The organism is Pseudomonas syringae pv. tomato str. DC3000, from assembly GCF_000007805.1.
GTDB lineage: Bacteria > Pseudomonadota > Gammaproteobacteria > Pseudomonadales > Pseudomonadaceae > Aquipseudomonas > Aquipseudomonas avellanae.
On record NC_004578.1, the window covers coordinates 1,347,828 to 1,369,279 of the forward strand.

General features: G+C 58.3%; 15 protein-coding genes. 1 reads left to right on the top strand and 14 read right to left on the bottom strand.

What is annotated here, in order from left to right:
* Positions 1-145 precede the first annotated feature (145 nt).
* Positions 146-256 (bottom strand): hypothetical protein, encoded by a 111-nt coding sequence (locus tag PSPTO_RS06500; RefSeq protein WP_011103478.1) that lies wholly within the window; start codon positions 254-256, stop codon positions 146-148.
* Positions 257-380: 124 nt separating this feature from the next.
* Here PSPTO_RS06500 and PSPTO_RS06505 point away from each other — a divergent pair, with 124 nt between their 5' ends.
* Positions 381-3,149: an RHS repeat domain-containing protein gene (locus PSPTO_RS06505; protein WP_011103479.1), complete on the top strand. Its 2,769-nt coding sequence runs from the start codon at positions 381-383 to the stop codon at positions 3,147-3,149.
* A gap of 105 nt (positions 3,150-3,254) precedes the next feature.
* Here PSPTO_RS06505 and PSPTO_RS06510 read toward each other — a convergent pair whose 3' ends face one another.
* The 13 genes from PSPTO_RS06510 to yaaA form a co-directional block, all read right to left on the bottom strand.
* Positions 3,255-4,706, bottom strand: a complete 1,452-nt coding sequence (locus tag PSPTO_RS06510; protein WP_007244046.1) for a mannose-1-phosphate guanylyltransferase/mannose-6-phosphate isomerase — start codon at positions 4,704-4,706, stop codon at positions 3,255-3,257.
* A 136-nt stretch (positions 4,707-4,842) separates the two neighbouring features.
* Positions 4,843-5,511 carry an alginate O-acetyltransferase AlgF gene (locus tag PSPTO_RS06515; protein WP_003376052.1) on the bottom strand — a complete coding sequence of 223 codons (669 nt, stop codon included), beginning with the start codon at positions 5,509-5,511 and terminating at the stop codon, positions 4,843-4,845.
* 12 nt (positions 5,512-5,523) lie between these two features.
* A complete protein-coding gene (locus tag PSPTO_RS06520; protein WP_011103480.1) occupies positions 5,524-6,699 on the bottom strand; it encodes an alginate O-acetyltransferase in 1,176 nt (391 codons plus the stop codon).
* Between the two features lie 10 nt (positions 6,700-6,709).
* Positions 6,710-8,266: an MBOAT family O-acyltransferase gene (locus PSPTO_RS06525; RefSeq protein ID WP_005764153.1), complete on the bottom strand. Its 1,557-nt coding sequence runs from the start codon at positions 8,264-8,266 to the stop codon at positions 6,710-6,712.
* A gap of 186 nt (positions 8,267-8,452) precedes the next feature.
* Complete coding sequence (locus PSPTO_RS06530) at positions 8,453-9,589, bottom strand: mannuronate-specific alginate lyase (RefSeq protein ID WP_011103481.1); 1,137 nt, start codon at positions 9,587-9,589, stop codon at positions 8,453-8,455.
* 8 nt (positions 9,590-9,597) lie between these two features.
* Complete coding sequence (locus PSPTO_RS06535) at positions 9,598-11,037, bottom strand: alginate O-acetyltransferase AlgX-related protein (protein WP_011103482.1); 1,440 nt, start codon at positions 11,035-11,037, stop codon at positions 9,598-9,600.
* A 14-nt stretch (positions 11,038-11,051) separates the two neighbouring features.
* Complete coding sequence (gene algG, locus PSPTO_RS06540; RefSeq protein WP_011103483.1) at positions 11,052-12,662, bottom strand: mannuronan 5-epimerase AlgG; 1,611 nt, start codon at positions 12,660-12,662, stop codon at positions 11,052-11,054.
* Positions 12,663-12,688: 26 nt separating this feature from the next.
* A complete protein-coding gene (locus tag PSPTO_RS06545) occupies positions 12,689-14,170 on the bottom strand; it encodes an alginate export family protein (RefSeq protein WP_005615404.1) in 1,482 nt (493 codons plus the stop codon).
* On the bottom strand, positions 14,167-15,579 hold the full coding sequence (algK, locus tag PSPTO_RS06550) for an alginate biosynthesis TPR repeat lipoprotein AlgK (RefSeq protein ID WP_003376036.1): 1,413 nt from the start codon (positions 15,577-15,579) through the stop codon (positions 14,167-14,169). The genes PSPTO_RS06545 and algK overlap by 4 nt, the downstream gene beginning before the upstream one ends.
* Before the next feature lie 2 nt (positions 15,580-15,581).
* Positions 15,582-16,754 (bottom strand): alginate biosynthesis protein Alg44, encoded by a 1,173-nt coding sequence (locus PSPTO_RS06555; protein ID WP_005764144.1) that lies wholly within the window; start codon positions 16,752-16,754, stop codon positions 15,582-15,584.
* 40 nt (positions 16,755-16,794) lie between these two features.
* Positions 16,795-18,279 carry a mannuronan synthase gene (alg8, locus tag PSPTO_RS06560; RefSeq protein ID WP_172679527.1) on the bottom strand — a complete coding sequence of 495 codons (1,485 nt, stop codon included), beginning with the start codon at positions 18,277-18,279 and terminating at the stop codon, positions 16,795-16,797.
* A 99-nt stretch (positions 18,280-18,378) separates the two neighbouring features.
* Positions 18,379-19,695, bottom strand: a complete 1,317-nt coding sequence (locus PSPTO_RS06565) for a nucleotide sugar dehydrogenase (protein ID WP_005764140.1) — start codon at positions 19,693-19,695, stop codon at positions 18,379-18,381.
* 810 nt (positions 19,696-20,505) lie between these two features.
* Positions 20,506-21,285 carry a peroxide stress protein YaaA gene (yaaA, locus tag PSPTO_RS06570; protein ID WP_005764136.1) on the bottom strand — a complete coding sequence of 260 codons (780 nt, stop codon included), beginning with the start codon at positions 21,283-21,285 and terminating at the stop codon, positions 20,506-20,508.
* Positions 21,286-21,452: the final 167 nt, after the last annotated feature.

Here is a 21,452-nt window from a genome sequence, read left to right on the forward strand (position 1 = left end):
AAAGCCAGCCGAACGTGCGCTATATAAACGTTTTTTTTGATGCCAGTTAACCGCAACAAAGACGAAAAAGCCCTCAACAACTCCCCCGCGGATAAAAGTACGCAAAGGGTTGATGAGGGCTGTCCAGCTTGCAGCTAAAACCCTATCAGCGAGCAATCGTCTGCGTCTTCACACCCGCTTCCAGCGCATTCGAGCGACCGTAGATATCTTCGAAACGCTTGATATCGTCCTCGCCCAGGTAGCTGCCCGATTGCATTTAGGTGATTTCCATCGGGATCTTGCCCGGGGTTTGAGACGATGCACTAATAAATCGGGAGGGTTTTGAGCTGAAAAAGTATTTAGTGCACTACCTGGCAAGGCGGATCAAGGACGACTGAACCATGAATACTACGAGCGCTGTACTGCACCGTTACACCCCGCATCTACAGGTGGTAGACCCGCGTCGGCTGTTGACCGATTCAGTCGTTTTCTGCCGTCTGAAGCCTGCTGAAGAACCGCAGGCCAGGCAAAGTCATACGGCCTTTGATGTCGCGGGTCGTCCGTCGATGAGCTGGGATCCGCGCCTGTGGGCTGATCGGGCGCCCGCCAATCTCAGCGTCATTCATTCGCTCAGCGGTCAGGTGCTGGCCAGTGACAGCGTCGATGCTGGCTGGCGAGTGTCGTTAGCGGGGGAGGCCGGGCAGGCGCTGGTGGTCTGGGACGCTCGGTGCGTTGTGCGACGCTTCGGGTACGACGCGTTGCTCAGGCCCACCGAGGTTTTTGAAGATGAGCACTGCGTTGAGCGTCTTCTCTATGGCGGTCCTGATTCGACTGATCACAACCAGTGTGGTCAGTTGATTCGTCATGACGATCCGGCAGGTACGCGGCTTGACGATGAGTTCGGTCTTTCCGGAAGTGTGATCAGTCAAACGCGGCGCTTCCTGCAAAACCTCGACGAGCCTGACTGGCCCGAGTCACTCACCGGGCGCGATGCCTTGCTGGAGCCTGGCGAAGGGGCGACTACTCGCTGGCGCTACAACTCCGTGAACGAAACTCTCCGGCAGACTGATGCGCAGGGCAATGTTCAGTTTCTGGATTACACCGTCGCTGGGCTGTTGAAAAGCAGTCGTTTGCAAATGAATGGTCAAGCCGAACAGGTTCTGGTCAGTGCCATTCAATACGATGCACAGGAGCGGGTGGTGTCGGAAACGGCGGGCAACGGAGTAATGAGCACTGCGCGGTATGACACTGAAGACGGCCGTTTGCTGGCGTTGAATGCCACGCGTAGTAATGGGCAGTTGTTGCAGGATTTGCGCTACGACTATGACCCGGTCGGTAATGTGATCCGTGTCGATGATCGTGCTCTGCCAGCCATCTCCAAAGGCCAGCGCATCGACTCGATTTCGACCTATCAATACGACACGCTTTATCAACTGATCGAAGCCTCGGGCAGGGAATGGGCAGTCGTTAATCATGGCCCGGTGCTGCCTGGTTTCCAGAGTCCTGCCGATCCTTCGACGCTGGCTGATTACACGCAGACGTATCGCTACGATGCCGGCGGTAACCTGCAACAGCTTACCCATACAGGCACGCAGTCCCATTCGCGCGCGCTGGTCACCGCACGTTGCAGCAACCGCAGTCTGCCGGTGATCAATGGCCACACACCTGACGAAGCAGAAATTGCTGCTGCCTTTGACGCGAGCGGTAATCTGCTCGCACTGCAAGCCGGGCAACACCTGAGCTGGGATCGACGCAACCAGTTGCAGCACGTGCGCCCCGTTATTCGTGAAAATGGCATGGACGACAGCGAACGCTACAGCTACGACGCCAGCGGCCAGCGCCTGCGCAAGGTGCGCACCACGCAGGCCAAAACCATTACCCATACGGCCGATGTACGTTACCTGCCCGGTCTTGAAATCCGTACCGATACGGCCACTGGCGAAACCCTGCACGTTGTTGTGGCCCAGGCCGGGCGCAATAACGTGCGCGTGCTGCATTGGGCGTCTGGCAAGCCCGACGCGCTTGAAAATGATCAGACTCGCTACACATTGAACGACCACCTGGGATCCGGCACGCTGGAACTGGATGGACAGGCGCAGCGTATCAGCCAGGAAAGTTATTACCCGTTCGGCGGCACGTCATGGTGGGCGGGGCGCAATGCCATCGAAGCGAATTACAAGACCGTGCGTTACTCGGGCAAGGAGCGGGATGCGACGGGGCTTTATTACTACGGGTTGCGGTATTACGCACCGTGGTTACAGCGTTGGATCAATCCGGACCCGGCGGGGGCGGTGGATGGGTTGAACGTGTATCTGTTTGTCCGTAATGATCCTTGCGGAGGTAGTGACGATGGTGGACTGGTTTATCGAGGAATGAATGATCGTATTGATCGACATTATGATAAGACGCACACGATCAAATACCGAGGGGTCTCAGATATGCGGCGGGCCGACGAGCATAAACTGGTGTACACATTGGATCTCGCGCTAGAGGAAAGCGTGGCCGTTATGACGCGTGAAGTAGAGAAGCTGAAGGCGGGTGATACTGATGATCTTTATGCCTTTCTCGGTATGAAAAAAAACGATCAAAAGGACTCATCCAGTCGGCTCGTAAAAAAAGTTATAAACGGCTATGAAAAGCTCATCAAGTCTGTTGCTCGTTATCAGGACGGGGGAGATTTGCGCGACCAGCTAGTCTCTGTTGAAGGGCATCCGGAAACTCCGAATATGGCAGCATTTGTTGTAAAGAGCGATCCCCATAGGCGTTTGTTTTTTACTGACTATTCGAGAACATTAAATGTGGTGTCCAGTGTGCAGACTCTCATTCATGAAGTGTCTCATTTGGAGCTTGATACGAATGACGATTTCTACTACTTGGGCTTTAACCTTAAGGCCACGTTTTCCCCCGATTTTGCAGGAGGTCTTTTAATCGGTAGTGTCAAAGACGCCGTTCAGAAGAATGTGGACTTAAGAGCGAGCTATAAGCCGTGGCGTCATGGGTTCAAAAAATTTGAAACATGGTTGTCTCAGGTGGCTGACTTTTGGGGAGGCTTCGCCGTCGCTCAGATCAGCCCAAAGAGAAGCCTGGCATTGCATAAACTGTCAATTGATCGCTTTGAGGCGAGAGGGGCTGGCCGCCATGCCTCAAACCATCAGCGTAAAAGCACATGAACGAATATAAGCAACTCTCACAGCAAAAGCCCCCGGCAATAATGTGCGCATGACACTACGCAAAGAATTACCGGGGGCTGTCTCACTTGCAGCTAAAAGCGTCTGTCAGCGAGCAATCGTCTGCGTCTTAACACCTGCTTCCAGCGCATTCGAGCGACCGTAGATATCTTCGAAACGCTCGATATCGTCCTCGCCCAGGTAGCTGCCCGATTGCACTTCGATGATTTCCAACGGGATCTTGCCTGGGTTGCGCAGGCGATGGACCGAGGCGATCGGGATGTAGGTGGACTGGTTTTCGGTGAGCAGGAACACGTTCTCGTCGCAGGTCACCTGCGCTGTGCCGGATACCACGATCCAGTGTTCGGCGCGGTGGTGGTGCATTTGCAGCGACAGGCACGCGCCCGGCTTGACCGAGATGCGCTTGACCTGGAAGCGGCCGCCCATGTCCACCGAGTCGTAAGAGCCCCACGGACGGTACACTTCAAGGTGGTTCTGAGTCTCGGTGCGGCCCTGTTCATTCAGAGTGGCGACCATCTGCTTGACGCCCTGAACCTTGTCCTTGTGGGCAATCATCATCGCGTCTTTGGTTTCGACGACCACGATGTTGTCCAGACCGATCACCGACACCAGTTTGCCATTGCCGTGGATCATGCAGTTGCGGCTGTCCTGAATGACCACGTCGCCCTTGGTGACGTTGCCGTGGGCGTCCTTGGCGTTGACTTCCCACAGCGACGACCAGCAGCCGACATCGCTCCAGCCAGCCGACAGCGGCACAACGCAGGCGCGCTGGGTTTTTTCCATGACCGCGTAGTCGATGGAGTTGTCCGGGCAGCAGGCGAAGGTAGAGGCGTCGATTTCAAGCGCGTCGCCGTCCTGCACGCTGCGCTCAAGGGTCAGCAGGCAGGTGTCATAGATGTCCGGGTCGTGCTTTTTCAGTTCTTCCAGGAAGCGGCTGGCGCGGAACAGGAACATGCCGCTGTTCCAGTAGTAACCACCGGCTTCGACGAACTCTTTGGCGCGTTTTTCGTCAGGCTTTTCGACGAACTGCGACACGCGGCTGACGCCTTCCGGCAGCAGGGCATCGGCGGTCGATTTGATGTAGCCATAGCCGGTTTCAGGCTTGTTGGCCGGCACGCCGAACAGCACCATTTCGCCACGTTCGGCAGTGACGGTTGCCAGCGCCAGTGCGCGTTGCAGAGCTTTCTGGTCTTCGATGACGTGGTCGGCAGGCAGCACCAGCATCAGGCCGTCATTGCCTTCATTGACCAGTTTCATAGCGGTCAGCGCGACGGCCGGCGCGGTGTTGCGGCCGAACGGCTCCATCAGGATGGCCTGGGTTTCCAGGTTTAGCGCAGCCAGTTGCTCGTTGACGATGAAACGGTGGTCCTTGTTGCAGACCACGATAGGCTCCTGCATGCCCTCGAACACCAGACGTTGCAGCGTTTGCTGAAACAGGGTGTGCTCGCCGGTCAGTGCCAGGAACTGTTTAGGGAATTGTTTACGCGAAAGCGGCCAGAGTCGCGAACCGCTACCGCCTGACAAGATCACTGGAATCATTTTGTTTCTCCAATAGCATTCAATTTGGGCTGTACGAGATGTCTGTCGTTTCTGTCGTTTCTGTCGTTTCTGTCTTTTTCTTGTTCCGCGTCGATCGGTTCACGGCAACTGCCGCGAACCGACCGGCATAATCCGTTTAGCGGGTTGCGACCGGTGGCTTGACCCACACTGGCGAGAGGCTGCTGCCGCTGCCGGTTATGTAGAGCACGGCGGCTTCGCCACGCTCCAGCGCCACAGGTTTCACATCGGTGACTTTCTTGTCGCCGTCGTACAGCGCCAGGCTGACTTTTACCGGGTTGATTTCACGCTCGCCGGTGCCTTTGGCCGCTACGGTGTTGACCACTTCGGTCTTGCCGTCTGCAGTTTTCAGGGTCAGTGACTTGTCGCTGAGGTTCTGAACGCGAACCAGGGATTTTTGCTTGTTCTTGAAGGGTGGCTCTTCAACCAGTTGCGGTTTGCCGCTGGCGTTGTTGACCAGGGTGTAATAGTGATCGCTGGCCAGTTTCACCGGCACGCTCTGGCTGCCCAGCTTGGCGGTGTAGTCGCCTTGCGGCATGAAGCTGAACGCAGTGCTGCCCAGTGGTGCGACTTCGTTGAGGTTGGTGTTGCCAACGCTGGCGCTGATTTCTGCGCTGCTGGCGTTGTAAACGCGCACGAAGGTCGAGCCTTTCGGTGCAGTCGGGCCGTACAGGGCGGAGTCACCGGCGAACGCTGGCAGCGACATCAGGCCCAGGCCTGCAGCCAGTGCGCAGGTTTTGAACAGGCGTTTGGTGGCCGAACGGTGTGCAGTGTTGTTGGAAGTCATGAGTCAGTCCTCTCAGTTTTGCGCCCGGTTGGGCGACTCGGATGGTTTGGCGTTGAGTGCCACGTTTTCTTGGGTGTCACGCGATTTCTTCAGCTCGGCGATCCACTTGGGATCGAACTCGCCAAGGTCGTTGTGTGCCGGCAGGTAGCGCTCCGGGAATTCCCAGATGACCACTTGCGGCGGGGTGTTCTTGAAGGCGTCGGTCTGCAGGTACTTGAGCATCGGCAGGATCGGGCCGTGGCCGTCTTCGGCGTAGTTGACGACGTCACTGCGTAGCGCCTGTTTCAGGGCACCGACGAAGTTCCAGTTGGGGTTGGCGCTGTAGCTGGTGCCCACCAGGCCGACCGCCACGTCGCTGTCGGCGAACAGGGCATCGCCGCCTGCCGCTTCGCCTGCTACCGGGTCAGTGCTGCGTTTCTGCAGCTCGTCAGGCTTGGGCAGCAGATTGCTGAACAGCGGGTCGAGTGGCAGGAACGTGGTCAGGTCACCTTTGTAAGGAGCGGTTTCGATAGCCTGGGTGACGAACTGTTCAGGTTCGCCTTCCAGCGGGGCTTTCTGGGCAATGGCGGCGCCCAGTTGCTGCGCGGCCACTTCGGCGCCCATCGGCGTCCAGTGCGTGTCGGTGCGCAGGAAAACCTGGCCCTGTTGCTTGGCGGCTTGCAGCGGTGCCAGCAGGTCCGGTGCAAAGATGCCGGCTTTGGCAACCTGAGCGTGGAACTGCTGATACAGGTCGGCGTGCAGGCTGGCCGGCTTGTTGTCACCGATGTGCTCCGGGTACAGACGGGTTTTTGCCGGAACGATGGCCAGAACCAGTTTGCTGCCCTGTTTTTCCAGGGCGTCGCGCACGCCCTGAATCAGCGCCAGGTTGTCGGCTTCGTTCTGCTCGCCATTGGCAACCGCATCGAACTCTTCATCGGTGTACAACCACTGGTCCTTGCCGAGCACCACGCCCGGCCGACCTTCGTTGAACAGTTTGAAGTCCAGCGCCGCCCACAGGTTGGTGCCCAGGCGTTTGATCGGAAACTCATCGTCGTAATGGGTTTCCGCAGCCTTGGTCCATTTACCGTTGAGCACGGTGGTCTCGGCCGAGGTCGAGAAGTTGCTGAAACTGCGCAGCGACCAGGCTCCGAGGATCAGCAGAATGCCCAAGAAGATGGCGATGTAGAGGATTCGTAATGAACGGGTCATGTCAGGCTCCTCAAAACTGGAAGTAAAGGAACGGCGAGAAGCTTTGCGCCGAGAGTTTGAGAATCGATGCCACGAACAGCAGCAGGATCAGTGCGCGCATGGCGTAACGTGGCCAGTCGGCGACCCAGTAGGCCGGTTGCACCTGAGCTTCGCTGCCCACGGTGTAGCCGGGCAGGTGCAGGCTGCCAGGTGCGTCGCCGGGTACGGCCTTGATGGTGCCCGGTTGCTCGGTCGCAGGACCGTCGGCCCTGGCGCTCTTGCCGCTGTCTTTTTCACGGTTCTGGTAAAAGTCACGCAGGCCGAAGAACGCCAGGGTCGCGTAAGCCACTACCAGCGTTGCCACTTGCAGGCCGGTCAGGCTGGCGCGGTTGAGTTCGGACAACTGCCAGTCGCCGAAGCTGAACATGGCACCGTACATACGGCCGGCCACGTGCAGGTTTTCAGAGCGGAAGATCACCCAGCCGATCACGACCAGCAGGAAGGTCAGAGCCCAGCGGATCACATTGAAGCTGTAAGGCTTGGTGTTGATGCCGACCGCTTTCTCGATGGCCAGCCACATGCCGTGCCAGGCACCCCAGATGATGTAGGTGACGTTGGCACCGTGCCACAGACCGCCCAGCAGCATGGTCAGGAACAGGTTGCGATAGGTCGCGACCTTGCCGCCACGGTTGCCGCCCAGGGTGATGTACAGGTAGTCACGCAGCCAGGTGGACAGGCTGATGTGCCAGCGACGCCAGAACTCGGTGATCGACTGGCTGATGTAAGGCTGTTTGAAGTTTTCCATGAAGCGGAAACCCATCATCAGGCCCAGGCCAATCGCCATGTCGCTGTAACCGGAGAAGTCGAAATAAAGCTGCGCGGTGTAGGCCAGCGCACCGAGCCAGGCATCACCCGTGGTCGGGTTCTGGAGGGCGAAGCAGTGGTCGGCGACAATGGCCAAGGTGTCGGCGATGAACACTTTCTTGATGAAGCCCTGCATGAATCGCGTGGCGCCCTCGGAGAACTTGTCCAGCGTGTGGGTCCGGTTGTTGAACTGATCGGCCAGATCACGGAAACGCAGCACGGGCCCGGCAATCAGGTGCGGGAAGATCGCAACGAATGCCGCGAAGTCGATCAGGTTGCGAGTGGCCGGGGTATCGCCGCGGTACACGTCGATGATGTAGCTGATGGACTCGAAGACATAGAACGAGATCCCGATCGGCAGCAGCACGTGGGTCAGGATGAACGGTTCCAGGCCCATCGAGGTCATGGCCGCATTGATGCTGTCCACGCCGAAGTTGGCGTATTTGAAGTAGCCCAGAATGCACAGGTCTACGATCACGCCGAGCAGCAGCCAGCGCTGTGCCGGTTTGGTCCGCACACCTGCTGCGCCCACTTTGAGGCCGATCCAGTAGTTCCAGACGGTCACGCCGATGAACAGCGCCAGGAAGTCCACACGCCACCAGGCGTAGAAGATATAGCTGGCAATCAGCAGCAGCAGATTGCGATAGCGTTGCCCGCTCAGGTAGTACAAGCCGAGGAAGATCGGCAGGAACATGAACAGGAACACGTTGGATGAGAAAACCATCCTGATCTCTCCGTTTGTCCAACAGTCAAGGGCTCAAAGCCCCCCCAAACCCCCCGTTGAAACAGGGGGGTAAATCGCTTCACAGCTTGTCGGCGAAGCTGGCCAGGCGAGATCCGTCTTTATGGATGCATCGCCTGGGCAGATGTCTTCGCGGACAAGTCCGCTCCTACAGATAACGACGGTGAATCAGGAGCCGTCGTTGTCGCCCTTGTCGCCTTTTTCATGGGTCGGGTCGTAGACCTTGGTCAGGTCACCGCCCAGGCGGAAGGTTTTGAACGGCTGCTTTTCGTGTTTATCTTCCAGCACGTCCGGGCTGCAGGTGTAGAGCGAGCAGTACGGTTCGAGCCAGGCAAATTTCGGATCTTTCTTGAGGTCCGTCATGTCCTGTTTTTCACCGTTGTGTTCCGCAAACGATGCAGGGTCTTTGACGCCGGCCAGCACACGGTCACCCAGACGCTTCAACGCACCATTGTTTTCCGGACGCAGATCAACACCGTTGGCCTGAGCGAAGCTTGCGATCATCGCGAGCGGCGGCAGGGCGTAGTTGTGATACGACAGCGCACGTTGACGGCGCTTCATCTCGTTAGGCAGGTAGCCGTCCTTGTCCACCTGATTGGCGGCGACCTTGAATTCCTTCACCGCCCAATCGAACAGGTCCTTGCGGTTGGTCACGACAGCGGTGGACATCACCGACCACGCAGCCCAGTACGAGTGGTTATTGATTTTTTCCAGCGGCAGATTGCTCCAGTCGCTGACCACCTGATCGGCCAGCTTGCTGAACCAGGCCTCGATGATCTGCGCGTCCTGCTGGCGATTGGCCAACGGGTGCGAATCGGAGAACTTCAAGCGCAGGTAAGCAGAGGACATGCTGCCCAGTGCCCATTTGCGCATGGACTTGCCGGTGTGGTTGAACTCGCGGGATTCCAGCGCATCGGCTTTTGCCCACGTGGTCATCATGTTCAGCGCGCAATCGAGCTGTTCCGGGCGACCGTCACGCATGTACTGCATGACGACTTTGCTGACGCCACGCTCAAGGGTGGTGATGTCCTTGGTCGCGTCACGAAAAGCTTCTTCGGACACTGCATTGAGTGTCGCGCGCGCCTTGTCCGAACCTTCGTACTTGCTGCGGAAAACCAGCTTGTCGGTGTAAGGCTTGGGAATGGCTTCACAGGTGAAATTGTGATCGCCGGTCTTCATCTTTTCGATCGGGGCATCATAGCCCTTGGGTGGAACCAGTGCGGCGGACGCACCCGTAGCCCAGGCCATCGATGACACTATTGCCATCGACAGCAGGGTAGGGCGTATCAGTTTCGGAGTCTGCATAAGTCACCTCATAGTCCAGCTTGAGCGGTGTGTTTCGCAGCGCTCGGGAACACGTTGCGTTTGCATACTTTGGCAGCCACTTTCTGCGGTGCCGTGCCTGCTTCCGGTCCCTGGATTTCGAGTGCCAGCAGTTGCTGGTCGGCCCAATCCTCGTCTTCGCGCAATTCAAAGGCGAAGCGTCCGTCGGTATCGGAAGTTTCCGGCTTCTCGATTTTCAGGTCCTCGTGGCGACCGTTCATGTACCAGAGTCTGGCCTGGAGGGTTTTCACCGACGTGTCGTCAAAGCGGATATCGATCTGGTTGCTGCCATTGCGAATATCCTTGATGCCGTTCTTGCCGTTGACCAGCACTTCGTTGTTGCCCGGCTTCAAGGTAGTGCTGGCGCTCATGACCGCAGGCTTGCCTTCGCAGCCGTTGTCGAGCAGCGCCATCATCTGGCGATAGATGGTCTCCTGGTCCAGGCGATACAGCGGCGAGAATTCCCAGATGAGAATCTTCGGCGGACGTTTCTGGAAGTCTTCGCTGCCCAGGTACTGCAGCATCGAACCTTCCAGACCACCACCCGGGAACGCCACGTTCAACACGTCGGCGCCCATGTATTCCTGCAAAAAGCCCGCAAAGTTGTAGTTCTTGCCGCTGTGGCTGGTGCCGACCAGGGTGATTTCCGGGTTGCCGGCGTCACCGAACAGGTCGCCGTCGCCAGCCTCGCCCTTGGGCTCGGTAGTGAACTGGTCCATGTACTGCACCGCGTAGCTGGTGCCGCACAACTGCCCGGCCATATTGTGCAAAGTGCCTGTCTTGCCCATGCGTCCTGAAATATGGCTTTCAAATTCACGTTTCGGAATGCTGCTGTAGCCCGGTACTTTTTTAACGGTCTCGGCAACGATTTTCGCGGTGCGTTGTGCGCCGTATGGCGTCCAGTGCTGGTCGCCGCGGAAGTAGAAGTCGTGTGCCTGCTGTTCGTTGGTCAACGGCGACAGGTCCGGCACCCAGTAACCCATCTTGCTGAAGCGACCGAGCATGGCCTGATAGTTTTTCAGCGCCTTGTCGTAGTCGAACTTGTCGCGTTCGGCCGGGAACAGCTTGTTACGATCAACCAGGCCACGGGTCGGCTGATAAACCACGACCAGCTCGACGCCCTTGCTCTTGAACGCATCGTGCAGTTCTTTCATGCGGCGGTAGCCGCCCGGCGTGGTGTCGAACTCGGTGCGCAGGTCTTCCTGCGTCCGGAACAGCCAGTCGCCCTGAGCCTGTACCAGCGTGGTGAAGTTCTGCTGGTAGCGGGTGGTGTAGTTTTTTGCGTCGTGTGCGGCCGGGCACAGGCTGCAGCAAGGCTCGGCCTTGAACGTCGGCGCTTGTGCGTCGTCTGCCCTAGCGACACCGGCGGCGGCCATCAAGGCGGCGGTGAGGCTGGACAGGCTCAACAGCTTGATCAGATGTGCGTGCATAACAATACCCTTCCTCATTCCCGCAGCTCGGTCTGGCTTTCGACGGGGTCGATCAATACGGCTTTTTTCTGGCGAACCAGCAGGTCGAGAATTTCGTCCTGACGCTCACCGAGGATACCGTTGAGGCTGATACCGACCTCTTTGGTGGGCATCAGCATCGAGACGCGATACAGCTCGACGCTCAATGGCGAGTCGATGGACAGCGGACCGGAGCCATTGCTGGACAGTTCGCCACCGACCATGATCAGCGACACCTGAGCGTCGAACGGGTCGAGCTCGATGTCGCGGTCGGTATCGTTCAAGTCCTTGATGTGGCCGTAGACGCCCATCAGTCCGTTGGCCATGGCCACGTTCTCGTACAGTTTGATGTTCACACTGTTGCGCACGCGGATACCGTGACGGCGGTTGGCAATCACACGGTTGCCCCACAGCAGGTTGTTGCCGCTTTCGTAAAGAGTGATGCCGTCGGTGTGGTTCTGATAGATCTCGTTGTAGGCGACGATGTTGCCGACGCTGTTACGGTCCAGAACCACGCCGGACAATTTGTTGTTGTGGCTTTTGTTGCGGAAGATGAAGCTGTTGTCCACTTCCCGGGAAATAATGATCCCGTGCTTTTTCTTGGTTCCGTAAACGTCGTTTTCGGCGATGATCAGGCCGTGGGAGCGGTCATGCGGGTCGATGCCGTACACGATGTTGTCGCGGTAGGTATTGCCCTTGACCACGAAGTCACGTGTTTCGTAGCAGTAAAAGCCGTACCACATGTCCGCGAATTCGGAGTCGATGATCCAGCCGGTCGGCTCGCCACGCTTGAGAACCTTCGCGGTGTTGGGCGTGTACTGGGAAATACTGACGCCGTAGGACTTGCTCTGGTTGTAACCCATGCTCGCCATTTTGGTCTTGGCGATCCACGTTTGCGAACCGCCCCAGGTCAGTACGAACGGGCGAAACTCGTCGGGGGTGCGGTAGGCCGCCAGACCGTTGCGGGTTTCACTCCAGGCGTTGACCGAGGTGTTGGTGATCAGCATCTTGCCTTCGCTGACGATGAACGAGCCCTTTTCCTGAGACAGACGCAATTCCTTGGTCTTGCTGTCGATCTCGAAGATCCCGGTCTCCTTGACCAGGATCGGCAGGCGCGCCACGTAGACACCGGGCGACACTTCACTCAGAAACTGCTTGGGAACCTTTTTCACCAGATCCTGCAGGTTCACGTAGCCGTCGGAAATCATGATTGCCTGCGGAATGCCCTTCTGACGGACCACCCATTCAGCCATCTTGTTGTCACCGCCGATGAATTCCTTCAGGCCGGTTTCTTCCATCATCCGCGCGACGGTGATCTTGCCGGGCTTGTTACGCGCAATCTTTTTCAGCGCCGCCTCGGTGGTGTAACCGCTCAGGTCGGGGAGCACCGGCTTGGCCATTTCCAGCGGCCCGGTCGGCGGGCTGGTGATGGTGTAGGTCTTGGCCTGGTGCAACTCTTTAACCAGTGCCTTCGGTGCTTCGGGTACGGCAGGCGCGTTGGCCAGCGCGACGCTGCTGGCCATCAGCAGAGCGCTGGTCAGCAGGGCACTTTCGAGCAGAGCGTGCGGCCAGTTGCGGCTACGCCCGTTGCTTGCATGGCTGTTCATCTCTGGCACTCCTTTGGCGGTTCGCATCAGAAGCGCCAGATGACGTCGACAACAGCGCGGTGCATGTATTCATCCACGCCGTTGTGATACGCGTCGCCGGGCTTGAAGACACCTGCGCGCAAGCGCACCAGTGCCGAAGGTTCGTCGAAAGACTGGCTGAGCGAGGCGGGCAGCAGGCCTTGCTTGAAGTACTTGGTCACGACCAGGTCCATTTCCTGACCCAGGTCCTTGCGCCCGTCTTCCAGCGGCAGCGAACTGAAGGTATTGCTGTCGCCGTTTTCACGCACTGCGTTGATGCCCGAACCACCGATACCGGTGTTGCCATCGACACGACGGAACTTGTGGTAGATCAGCGACGCGTCGTATTCCTCGTTCATCTGCCAGGAAGCGAACAGCGAGCCGGTTTCCACGTTGGCCATTTCGCCCTGGAACGCCTCGCCGAAGCGATGGATGCGCGAACGGGTGCCGGTCCAGTTCGAGCGGTTGCTCTCCAGACCGTTCTGGATGTAGTCCTTGCTGGCGCGCGAGTAGGCGGCGCCGACTTGCCATTGCGGGTCGAGACGCAGGCGCAGGCCCAGGTCGGTGGCCCAGCCATTCATGTCACGGCTGTTTTTCTCGCCGGCAAAAAACTGGTCATTGGCAGCCGAGGTCACGCCGATTTCGTCGCGTGTGCCGTTCAGCCAGGTCAGGCTGCCCCAGTAGTTGAGCGGGGTGGTGTTGCGATAATTGTAAGCATCGCTGTCAGCCTGCAGACCCAGCCACGTCAGGTTGCCGTTGGAGGTCTTGTCCAGATCGTCCAGCTGCTCGCCCTGCGACTTGAGTTTGCCGTCGTCATGGCTGTAGTGAGCGCGCACACCGGCCCAGTGGCCAGGTGTCCACTGGTAGCTGGCCGAACCGAACAGATGCTTGCGATCTTCATCGTCGGGCGCCAGTTCGGTCAGGTCGGTGCGGTACTCGCTGAAACGCTGGGCAGCACCCAGTTCGGCACGCAGCAGGGTGGTGTCGAAGTTCCAGTTTATGGCTTCGATGTTGGTGTCGTGCCATTGGCCGTCGTCATTGCGCAGGCGCTGGCGACCGACTTTGAGGATCTCGCCCGGATAAGGCGTGAAGCCGCTGTAACCGATCCAGAATTCGCGCAGTGCCGCGTAGGATTTTTCGACTTCGCGCTCGCTGGCCGTGCCACGCGAGGTTTGCGTGCCGCTGCCGTCGCTGTTGCTCTGCTCCAGCGGGTCGGTCTGAATGGTGTCGGTGGCGGTGACCACCTGGCCCATGGCGTAGCCGCTCCAGTCGCCGCGCTCACCGTAGACCCAAGGGCGCAGGTCCAGGCCCACACCGTTGACGTCGCCGCCCGAACGGGTGCCCAGATCGCGATCATCCTCGGCCTGCGCCGTGGCTTTGATTTCGATACCGAAATTCTGTTGTTCGGTCAGCGCTGCCAGCGTCGGGCAGGCCCAGAACAGGGTGAAGCCAAGGCCCATGCCGGCGGCCATCAAAGGATTCAACTTCATAGTGCTTCCTCACCGTCTTTTTCTTCTTGCAGGGCCTGCATCGCCATCGCGTTCTGAGTGGCGGAAGCGCCCCGGACTTTTTGCTCGCGTGCCAACAGGTCTTTGGCAGTGGCGAGCTTTTCAGGCGGCAGTTGGGTACTCATTGCCTGGGCAAGCTCAGTGGCTTGCGGGGTTTCACTGGCCAGCGACAACTGGGCGAAGACCCAGGCGTTGACCGGGTCGGGCAGCGTGCCCTTGCCCTGCGAGAACAGTTGCGCAAGCGCGAAATCGGCGCTGTTCTGGCCACCACGTGCGGCGGTCAGCAGCTCGTCCACGGCTTTTTGCGGGTAAACCTGGCCCAGGTAGCCACGACGGTAGATCTGCCCCAGGTAGTAATGGGCAGAGATTTCCGTTGCGGTGGCTTTTTTCAGGTGTTCTTCGGCCTTGACCGCGTCTGCCGGAACCCACTTGCCCTCGTAATAGAGACGGCCCAGCAGCAGTTCTGCGCGTGGTTGATCGGCCGCGCGACCATTGTTCAGGTATTCCATCATCTTGTTGACGTCACCCAGTTCGGGGAAGTCGTACAGCAGTTTGGCCAGCGTGACCCAGGAAATCGGGTAACCCGGCGCAACCTCTTCGAGCAATTGCTGAGCAGTCTTTTCGTCAGGCGTTCCGATAGTGGAATCGCCCAGTACGCGGGCGACGCTGTCGACTCGCTGAGCGTTGACGCGACCGGCAGCGTGTGCGCTTCTCAGTTGCGCGATCAGTGCCGCCTGTTGCTCGGTCTGGCCGCGAGTCTGGTAGACCGTGGCGAGTTCGACGTAGCAGATATCGGTGGCCGACAACGCCTGTTTGCAGATGCTTTCGACTTCATCCAGATGCTCGGCGTAGGTGCCCTGAGTGCGGTACAGCAGCACTTGCGCCAGACCGGCTTCTGGATAGCCGGCAGCGCGCCACTGGCTGATTTTCTGCTGCGCATTCACTTCGGGAAAGGTATGCGGGTATTGCAGATACAGCATGGCCAGCGGTATCAGCGTGCCCGACTCACCGTTGGCGAAGGCTTTTTTCAGCAGCTCTTCGGCTTCGCGATGCTCGGCCTCAGTGGCATCGGGCTTGACCGCCAGCAGGCGACCGAGGCGCGACTGTGCCCGTGGCGAAGTCTGTGCGGCGGCGCGGTAAGTGGCCTCGGCCTGCTTGAGCAGCGCCGGGTCGCGGGTATTCACCTGAATATCGGCCAGGCCGACTTGCGCGTCGCTGTAGCCCAGGTCCGCCAGCTGCCGATAGTTCTGCTCCGCCAATGCAGTGTCGCCGTTTTTCAGGGCTTCATTGGCAAGGCGTTGATCAGGCAGGCCGGCACAGCCGCTGAGGCCGAGCGCGACAGCGAGGCTCAATAGCGTGGGGGTCGATAGGCGTCGTAGTGGGCTGTTCATGGTTACAGACCCGCAGCCATTGCTTTGTCGAGCAACCAGTTCACGGACGGACCGCGATCACTGACCACTTCGACAGGGCGACCGGCAAGCGAGCTGCTCAGGCTTTCGTCTGGCTTGATCTGCACGCGAATGTCGGTGGACAGGTCGGTGTCGCTCAGGTTGGTGCTGCTGACGATCTGACCGGTGCGCAGTTTGTCTTCGCCGGCGATCTGGAAGCTGACACGGGTGCCTGGCTTGACGTCGTTGAACTGACGATAGGTAAAGCGCGCTTCAACCGTGGCCGGCGCATTGCGTGGCACCAGTTGGAAGATCACCTGACCTTTGGACGCGAACTGACCGTCGGCAACCAGTTGGCGAGCTACGACGCAATCGCACGGGCTGGTCATGGTGCCGCTCATTTGCTTGCCATACAGCTCTTCGATCTTTGCCGGCTGCAGGTCTTCACCGGTCAGGCTGCCCTTGAGCATTTCCAGCATGCTGGTGTTGAAGGTCGCAAGTGGCGCGCCTTTGGTGGCTTCGCCGTTCTGGGCGACCAGGCTTTGCAAGGTGCCTTCACGCGGCATGGTCACGTCCATGCTCGGGATCGAGACCAGACCCGCCGACGCATGGCTGACAAAGTACAGGCCGTAGACCGTCTTGAAGATGAAGCCGAACGCTGCCAGGCCGACAATAAAGATGCCGAGGCTGAACGTGACCGCGCGCAAACGACCCAGTGCGCTCATGCCGCTGTCGCTGCCTTTGACCTTGCGTGCCTTGGTGAAATTGTCGCGCTGCAAGGTGGCGAGCACTTCACCCAGGCTGACGATTTCGCCAGACAGGTGCGAGGTGATCAAGTGGCGCAGGGTGGCAATGTCCTGAGCTTCCAGGTTCTGGAACTGGCAGCCAACACGGCCGCTGGCGGTATCCACCGAGCGCACCTGCATTTCTACATCCATGGCCAGGCCAAGGTTGTCGATCAGAAATTGCAGGCGGCCCTTGATGACCTCACCGGTGGTGTAGGCAAGCCCCGCTGGAGCCACAAAGCTCAAGCCGCCGGCCGACAGGTCTTCGATACGCACCAGCGGCGCGTTCGGCTTGTCGTTCAGCAGGCGCAGCTTGGCAGGGATCTTGATCCGGGCGTGTTGGCGCTGGGCTTCGGATTCATGTACGACGTTCGCATTCACGGCTGTATTCATGGCTAGTTTTCCTACTTAAGCGATTAATCCGTTGGTCTGGTCAAACCATCGTCAACAGCACGGCGACGAAGATGGTGCCAGCCGAGAAAGTCATGGTTCGGGACGACCACGTGTTGAACCAGCCTTGAAAGCTGGCCATGTCGCGGCTGAGTTTGGTGTCCTGGCGCGTCCAGGACTGGCGGTCCAGGCGGAAGAAGACGTAGATCTTCATCAGGGCGCCGACGATCTGGTTGTAATAGAGAATCATCGGGTAGGCAGGCCCGATCCTGTGCCCTGACAAGGACAGCAGCAGGGTGAGGATCAGGCGGGTCATGCCGATCCACAGCAGGTACATCAGCAGGAACGCGCCGCCGTACTTGAAGCTGGCGATGATGGCGACGGTCAGGCCGAGAATCGAGGTCCACATCGACACTCGCTGGTCGAACAGCACGATGCTGGTGAAAATCCCCAGGCGACGAACGCCCAGCCCCAATGCACGCGAGTTCTGACGCAGGTTGTTGCCGTACCAGCGATACATCAGCTTGCGGCTGGCCTTCAGGAAGCTCTTTTCCGGCGGGTGCTCCACGGTGTTGATCGCCGCATCCGGGACGTAGAACGTGTCGTAACCCAGACGCATCAGGCTGAACCAGCTGGACTTGTCATCACCGGTCAGGAACCGGAAAGTGCCCAGCCGCCAGTGGTTGAGCGAGTCGCTTTCCACGTCGGCAATAAACTCGGGGTCGGTCACGACTTTTGCGCGAAACACCGACATCCGGCCGGTCATGGTCAGCACGCGCTTGGACAAGGCCATCGAGCACATGTTGATGTGACGCTGAGCGAAACGCAGCTTGTGCCACTCGCTCATGATGTAGCCGCCACGCACTTCGCAGAACTCGTTGGTGGTCAGGCCGCCGACGTTGTCGAACAGCTGGAACCACGGCACGGTCTTGGCAACCACACCTTCGTTGAGCACGGTGTCACCGTCGATCACGGCCACCACGGCACGGTCATCGGGCATGTGCCGCGAGATGGCACGAAAGCCATAAGCCAGACCATCACGTTTACCGGTACCCGGAATACGCACGAAGTCCAGTTTGACGCGATCTGGCGGGTTCGCCTTGGCCCACATGCTCTTGACCAGCAGCTCGTCGGACATTTCCACCAGCGAACAGACCACGGTGGTTGGAAGACCGCATTCGATGGCCTCGCGGATGACCGAGCTGTACACCTGTGCGGTGGTCAGTGCATCAATGCGAAAACTGGTAACCATCAGAAACACATGGGATGGGTCTGCAGCGCTGCCCAGCTTGCGAACCTTGCGGCGCAAATGCGGGTAGACGATGTAGAGGAAGATCATCCCGCGCACGAAGTGCGTGATCCCCATCGAGTAGCGCCAGATACCGACAGCGCCAATCAGGAAGATAAAGTTCTTCGACTGCGAGTCGAAGATACTGGTGGGCAATGCCGCTGCAAGGCCCATTAACAAACTGAGATAAAACAGCCAACCGGCGGCCTGTAAAAGGCCGTGCTTGAGCCTTTGCATAATCTGTATCCCTAAGTCAGTTGCGAGCCTCAAGCCCCAGGCTGCAAGCTCATTGTTTGAGCTTGGTGGCCTGGAGCCTGGCGCTTGTGGCTTGCGGCTGATTTACCAGCAGATACCTTCGGCACGACCGTCTTCGGTGGTGGCATTGGTCATGAAGCCCACCAGGTCGATAACGCGCTTGCCTTCAGGCGTCTTGTTGGCGAGGGAGCGGAAACGCTCGTCGCGGTTGCCAAGGATGATCACGTCGGAGTCGTTGATGACCTGATCGAAGTCGGAATTGAGCAGCGAGGAAACGTGCGGAATCTTCGATTCGATGTAGTCCTTGTTGGCACCGTGAACACGGGCGTATTCGACGTTGCTGTCGAAAATGCTCAGGTCGAAGCCCTTGCCGATCAGCATTTCAGCCAGCTCTACCAGCGGGCTTTCACGCAGATCGTCGGTGCCGGCCTTGAAGCTCAGACCCAGCAGTGCAACCTTGCGGGTGTCGTAGCTGGCAACCATGTCGAAAGCGTTCTGCACTTGCGAGGTGTTGCTGCGCATCAGCGAGTTGAGCAGCGGTGCGTCGACATCCAGGCTACCGGCGCGGTAGGTCAGGGCGCGGACGTCTTTAGGCAGGCACGAACCGCCGAAGGCGAAGCCTGGGCGCATGTAGTACTGGGACAGGTTCAATGCCTTGTCCTGGCAGACCACGTCCATCACTTCACGGCCATCAACGCCGACTGCTTTGGCAATGTTGCCGATTTCGTTGGCGAAGGTCACTTTGGTGGCGTGCCACACGTTGCAGGTGTACTTGATCATTTCGGCAACGGCGATGTCCTTGCGGATGATCGGTGCGTCAAGTTCTTCGTACAGCGATTGCAGAACGTCACCCGAGGCCTTGTCGAACTCGCCGATCACGGTCATTGGCGGCAGGTCGTAGTCTTTGATTGCGGTACTTTCACGCAGGAACTCTGGGTTTACGGCAACGCCGAAGTCAACGCCGGCTTTCTTGCCGGAGCAGTCTTCCAGGATCGGGATAACCACGTTGGCGACGGTGCCAGGCAGTACGGTGCTGCGAACCACGATAGTGTGGCGAGTGTTCTTGTCACGCAGGACATAACCGATTTCACGGCACACTGATTCGATGTAGTCCAGTTCCAGGTCGCCGTTCTTCTTGCTTGGCGTACCCACGCAGATCATCGACAGGTCAGTGGCGCGAATGGCTTCGGCGAAGTCGGTAGTGCCGCGCAGTTTGCCGGTGGCCAGACCTTTTTGCAGCAGCTCTTCCAGGCCCGGTTCAACGATAGGCGACTTGCCATTGTTGATCAGGTCGATCTTGGTGCTGGAGATGTCCACACCCACTACGTCGTGGCCGCGGGCAGAGAGGCAACCGGCACAGACTGCACCGACATAACCCAAACCAAATATGCTGATACGCATCATCATTCTCCTAGATTTTCACGCCATAAAGTGGCTGGATATTAATTTTGGCCAGCAGATGTCACGCGTCAGTTGTCACGGCTAACAGAACCGTAGAACTAACGCAGGCATATTGAATGAGTGAGTGCCCAAACAAGCGAGGCGAACTCAAATGACACTAAGTGCAAGCGGCAAGTGACCTGTCCGGTGGGCAGGGCCCTGCTCTCCTTGGATGCAGTAAACTACTCCTGTCTGACGATTGACGGCGGACCTCGGTCGGAAAGCCTCTGGCCAGAGCCATTGCTGCCTTTGCTCGAGTCCTGCACGTCGCACCTGGCCGGTGCTTCGTCTGTCTACAACATCAACTAGTGATGTGAGTTTAATCCTGTACCAGACCTCCGAATCCCGTGGACCCGGCTTAGCGGTTGGTAACTTCCCGTTTCCTGTTCTGCGTGTAAGTGATCGCTTACACATTCGCCCAGAATTGTTACGGGATGTAGGAGCGTACAAATTCGCATTTAGTTCCGGGCCGCTCGTCCTGATTTGAGAAAATCGGTGTATCCAGTTTGTGACAATGGCAGTTGCAAAATAATGGCCTGTTTCTTAAAAGCCTTAGTGTGCGGGGATAAAAGCCGGGTGGATATGAAAGTGCTACTACAGCAAATAGCCAAAAGGCCACTACTTAAAAAGATGGATTTTTTTTCATGAAAAAAATCGACGTGAACGAGTCGTCGGCAAGTTGACGTTTATCTGACGTCACTAAGTTGTCATTTGGGGGCGGATCGGAGGGGGCGTCGTGTAACAGCGGTGCGTTACACGACGATTACAGCGTCAATCTTCAGCTGAGTTACGCAGAAACACTAACTTGTCAGGCGTTGACTGCTCGCTGTTGTAACGGTAGCCCTGTACATCGAACTGCTTTAACGCTTCGGGACTGTTGATGCGCTCTTCGATGACGAAGCGGCTCATCATGCCGCGTGCCTTTTTCGCATAGAAGCTGATGATCTTGTAGTGCCCGTTTTTCAAGTCCTTGAACTCGGTGTCGATGATTCGCGCCTTGAGCGCCGAACGTTTGACGGCCGAGAAGTACTCGGTAGAGGCAAGGTTGAGCAGCAGGTCATCGCCCTGATCGGCTAGCGCCTCGTTCAGCCATTCGCTGATTCGGGTGCCCCAGAACGCATAAAGGTCCTTGCCGCGGGCGTTGGCCAGTCGGGTGCCCATTTCCAGGCGATAAGGTTGCATCAGGTCCAGCGGGCGCAACAGCCCGTAGAGGCCGGACAGCATGCGCAAATGGTCCTGGGCGTAGTCGAGTTGTGCGTCGCTGAGGGTTTCTGCTTGCAGGCCGGTGTAGACATCGCCCTTGAACGCCAGTAATGCCTGCTTGGCATTGTCGAGCGTGAACGCCGGGTCCCAACTGCCGAAGCGCGCGGCATTGAGCCCGGCCAGTTTATCGGAAAGGTGCATCAGCTCGCTGATCTGCGCCGGGGTCAGCTCCCGCAACTGGGTGATCAGTTCCTGGGAGTGATCCAGGTACTGGGGCCGGGTGAAGCGCGCGGTGGTGGGCGGCGTCTCGAAATCGAGGGTTTTCGCTGGGGAAATCACCATCAGCATGAAGTCGTCTCCTTTGATCGTCCGGGGATTCTAGGGGCTGATGGCCCTCGACTCCAGCTATGGTGGCGATAGAGGCCTCAGCGCTTTGATGTCAGGCTTTGTATGCGGGCCGACATAAGAAGGCCGGCGCATATCAGCTATAGTGGCGCGCTGGTCATGACGTTCAT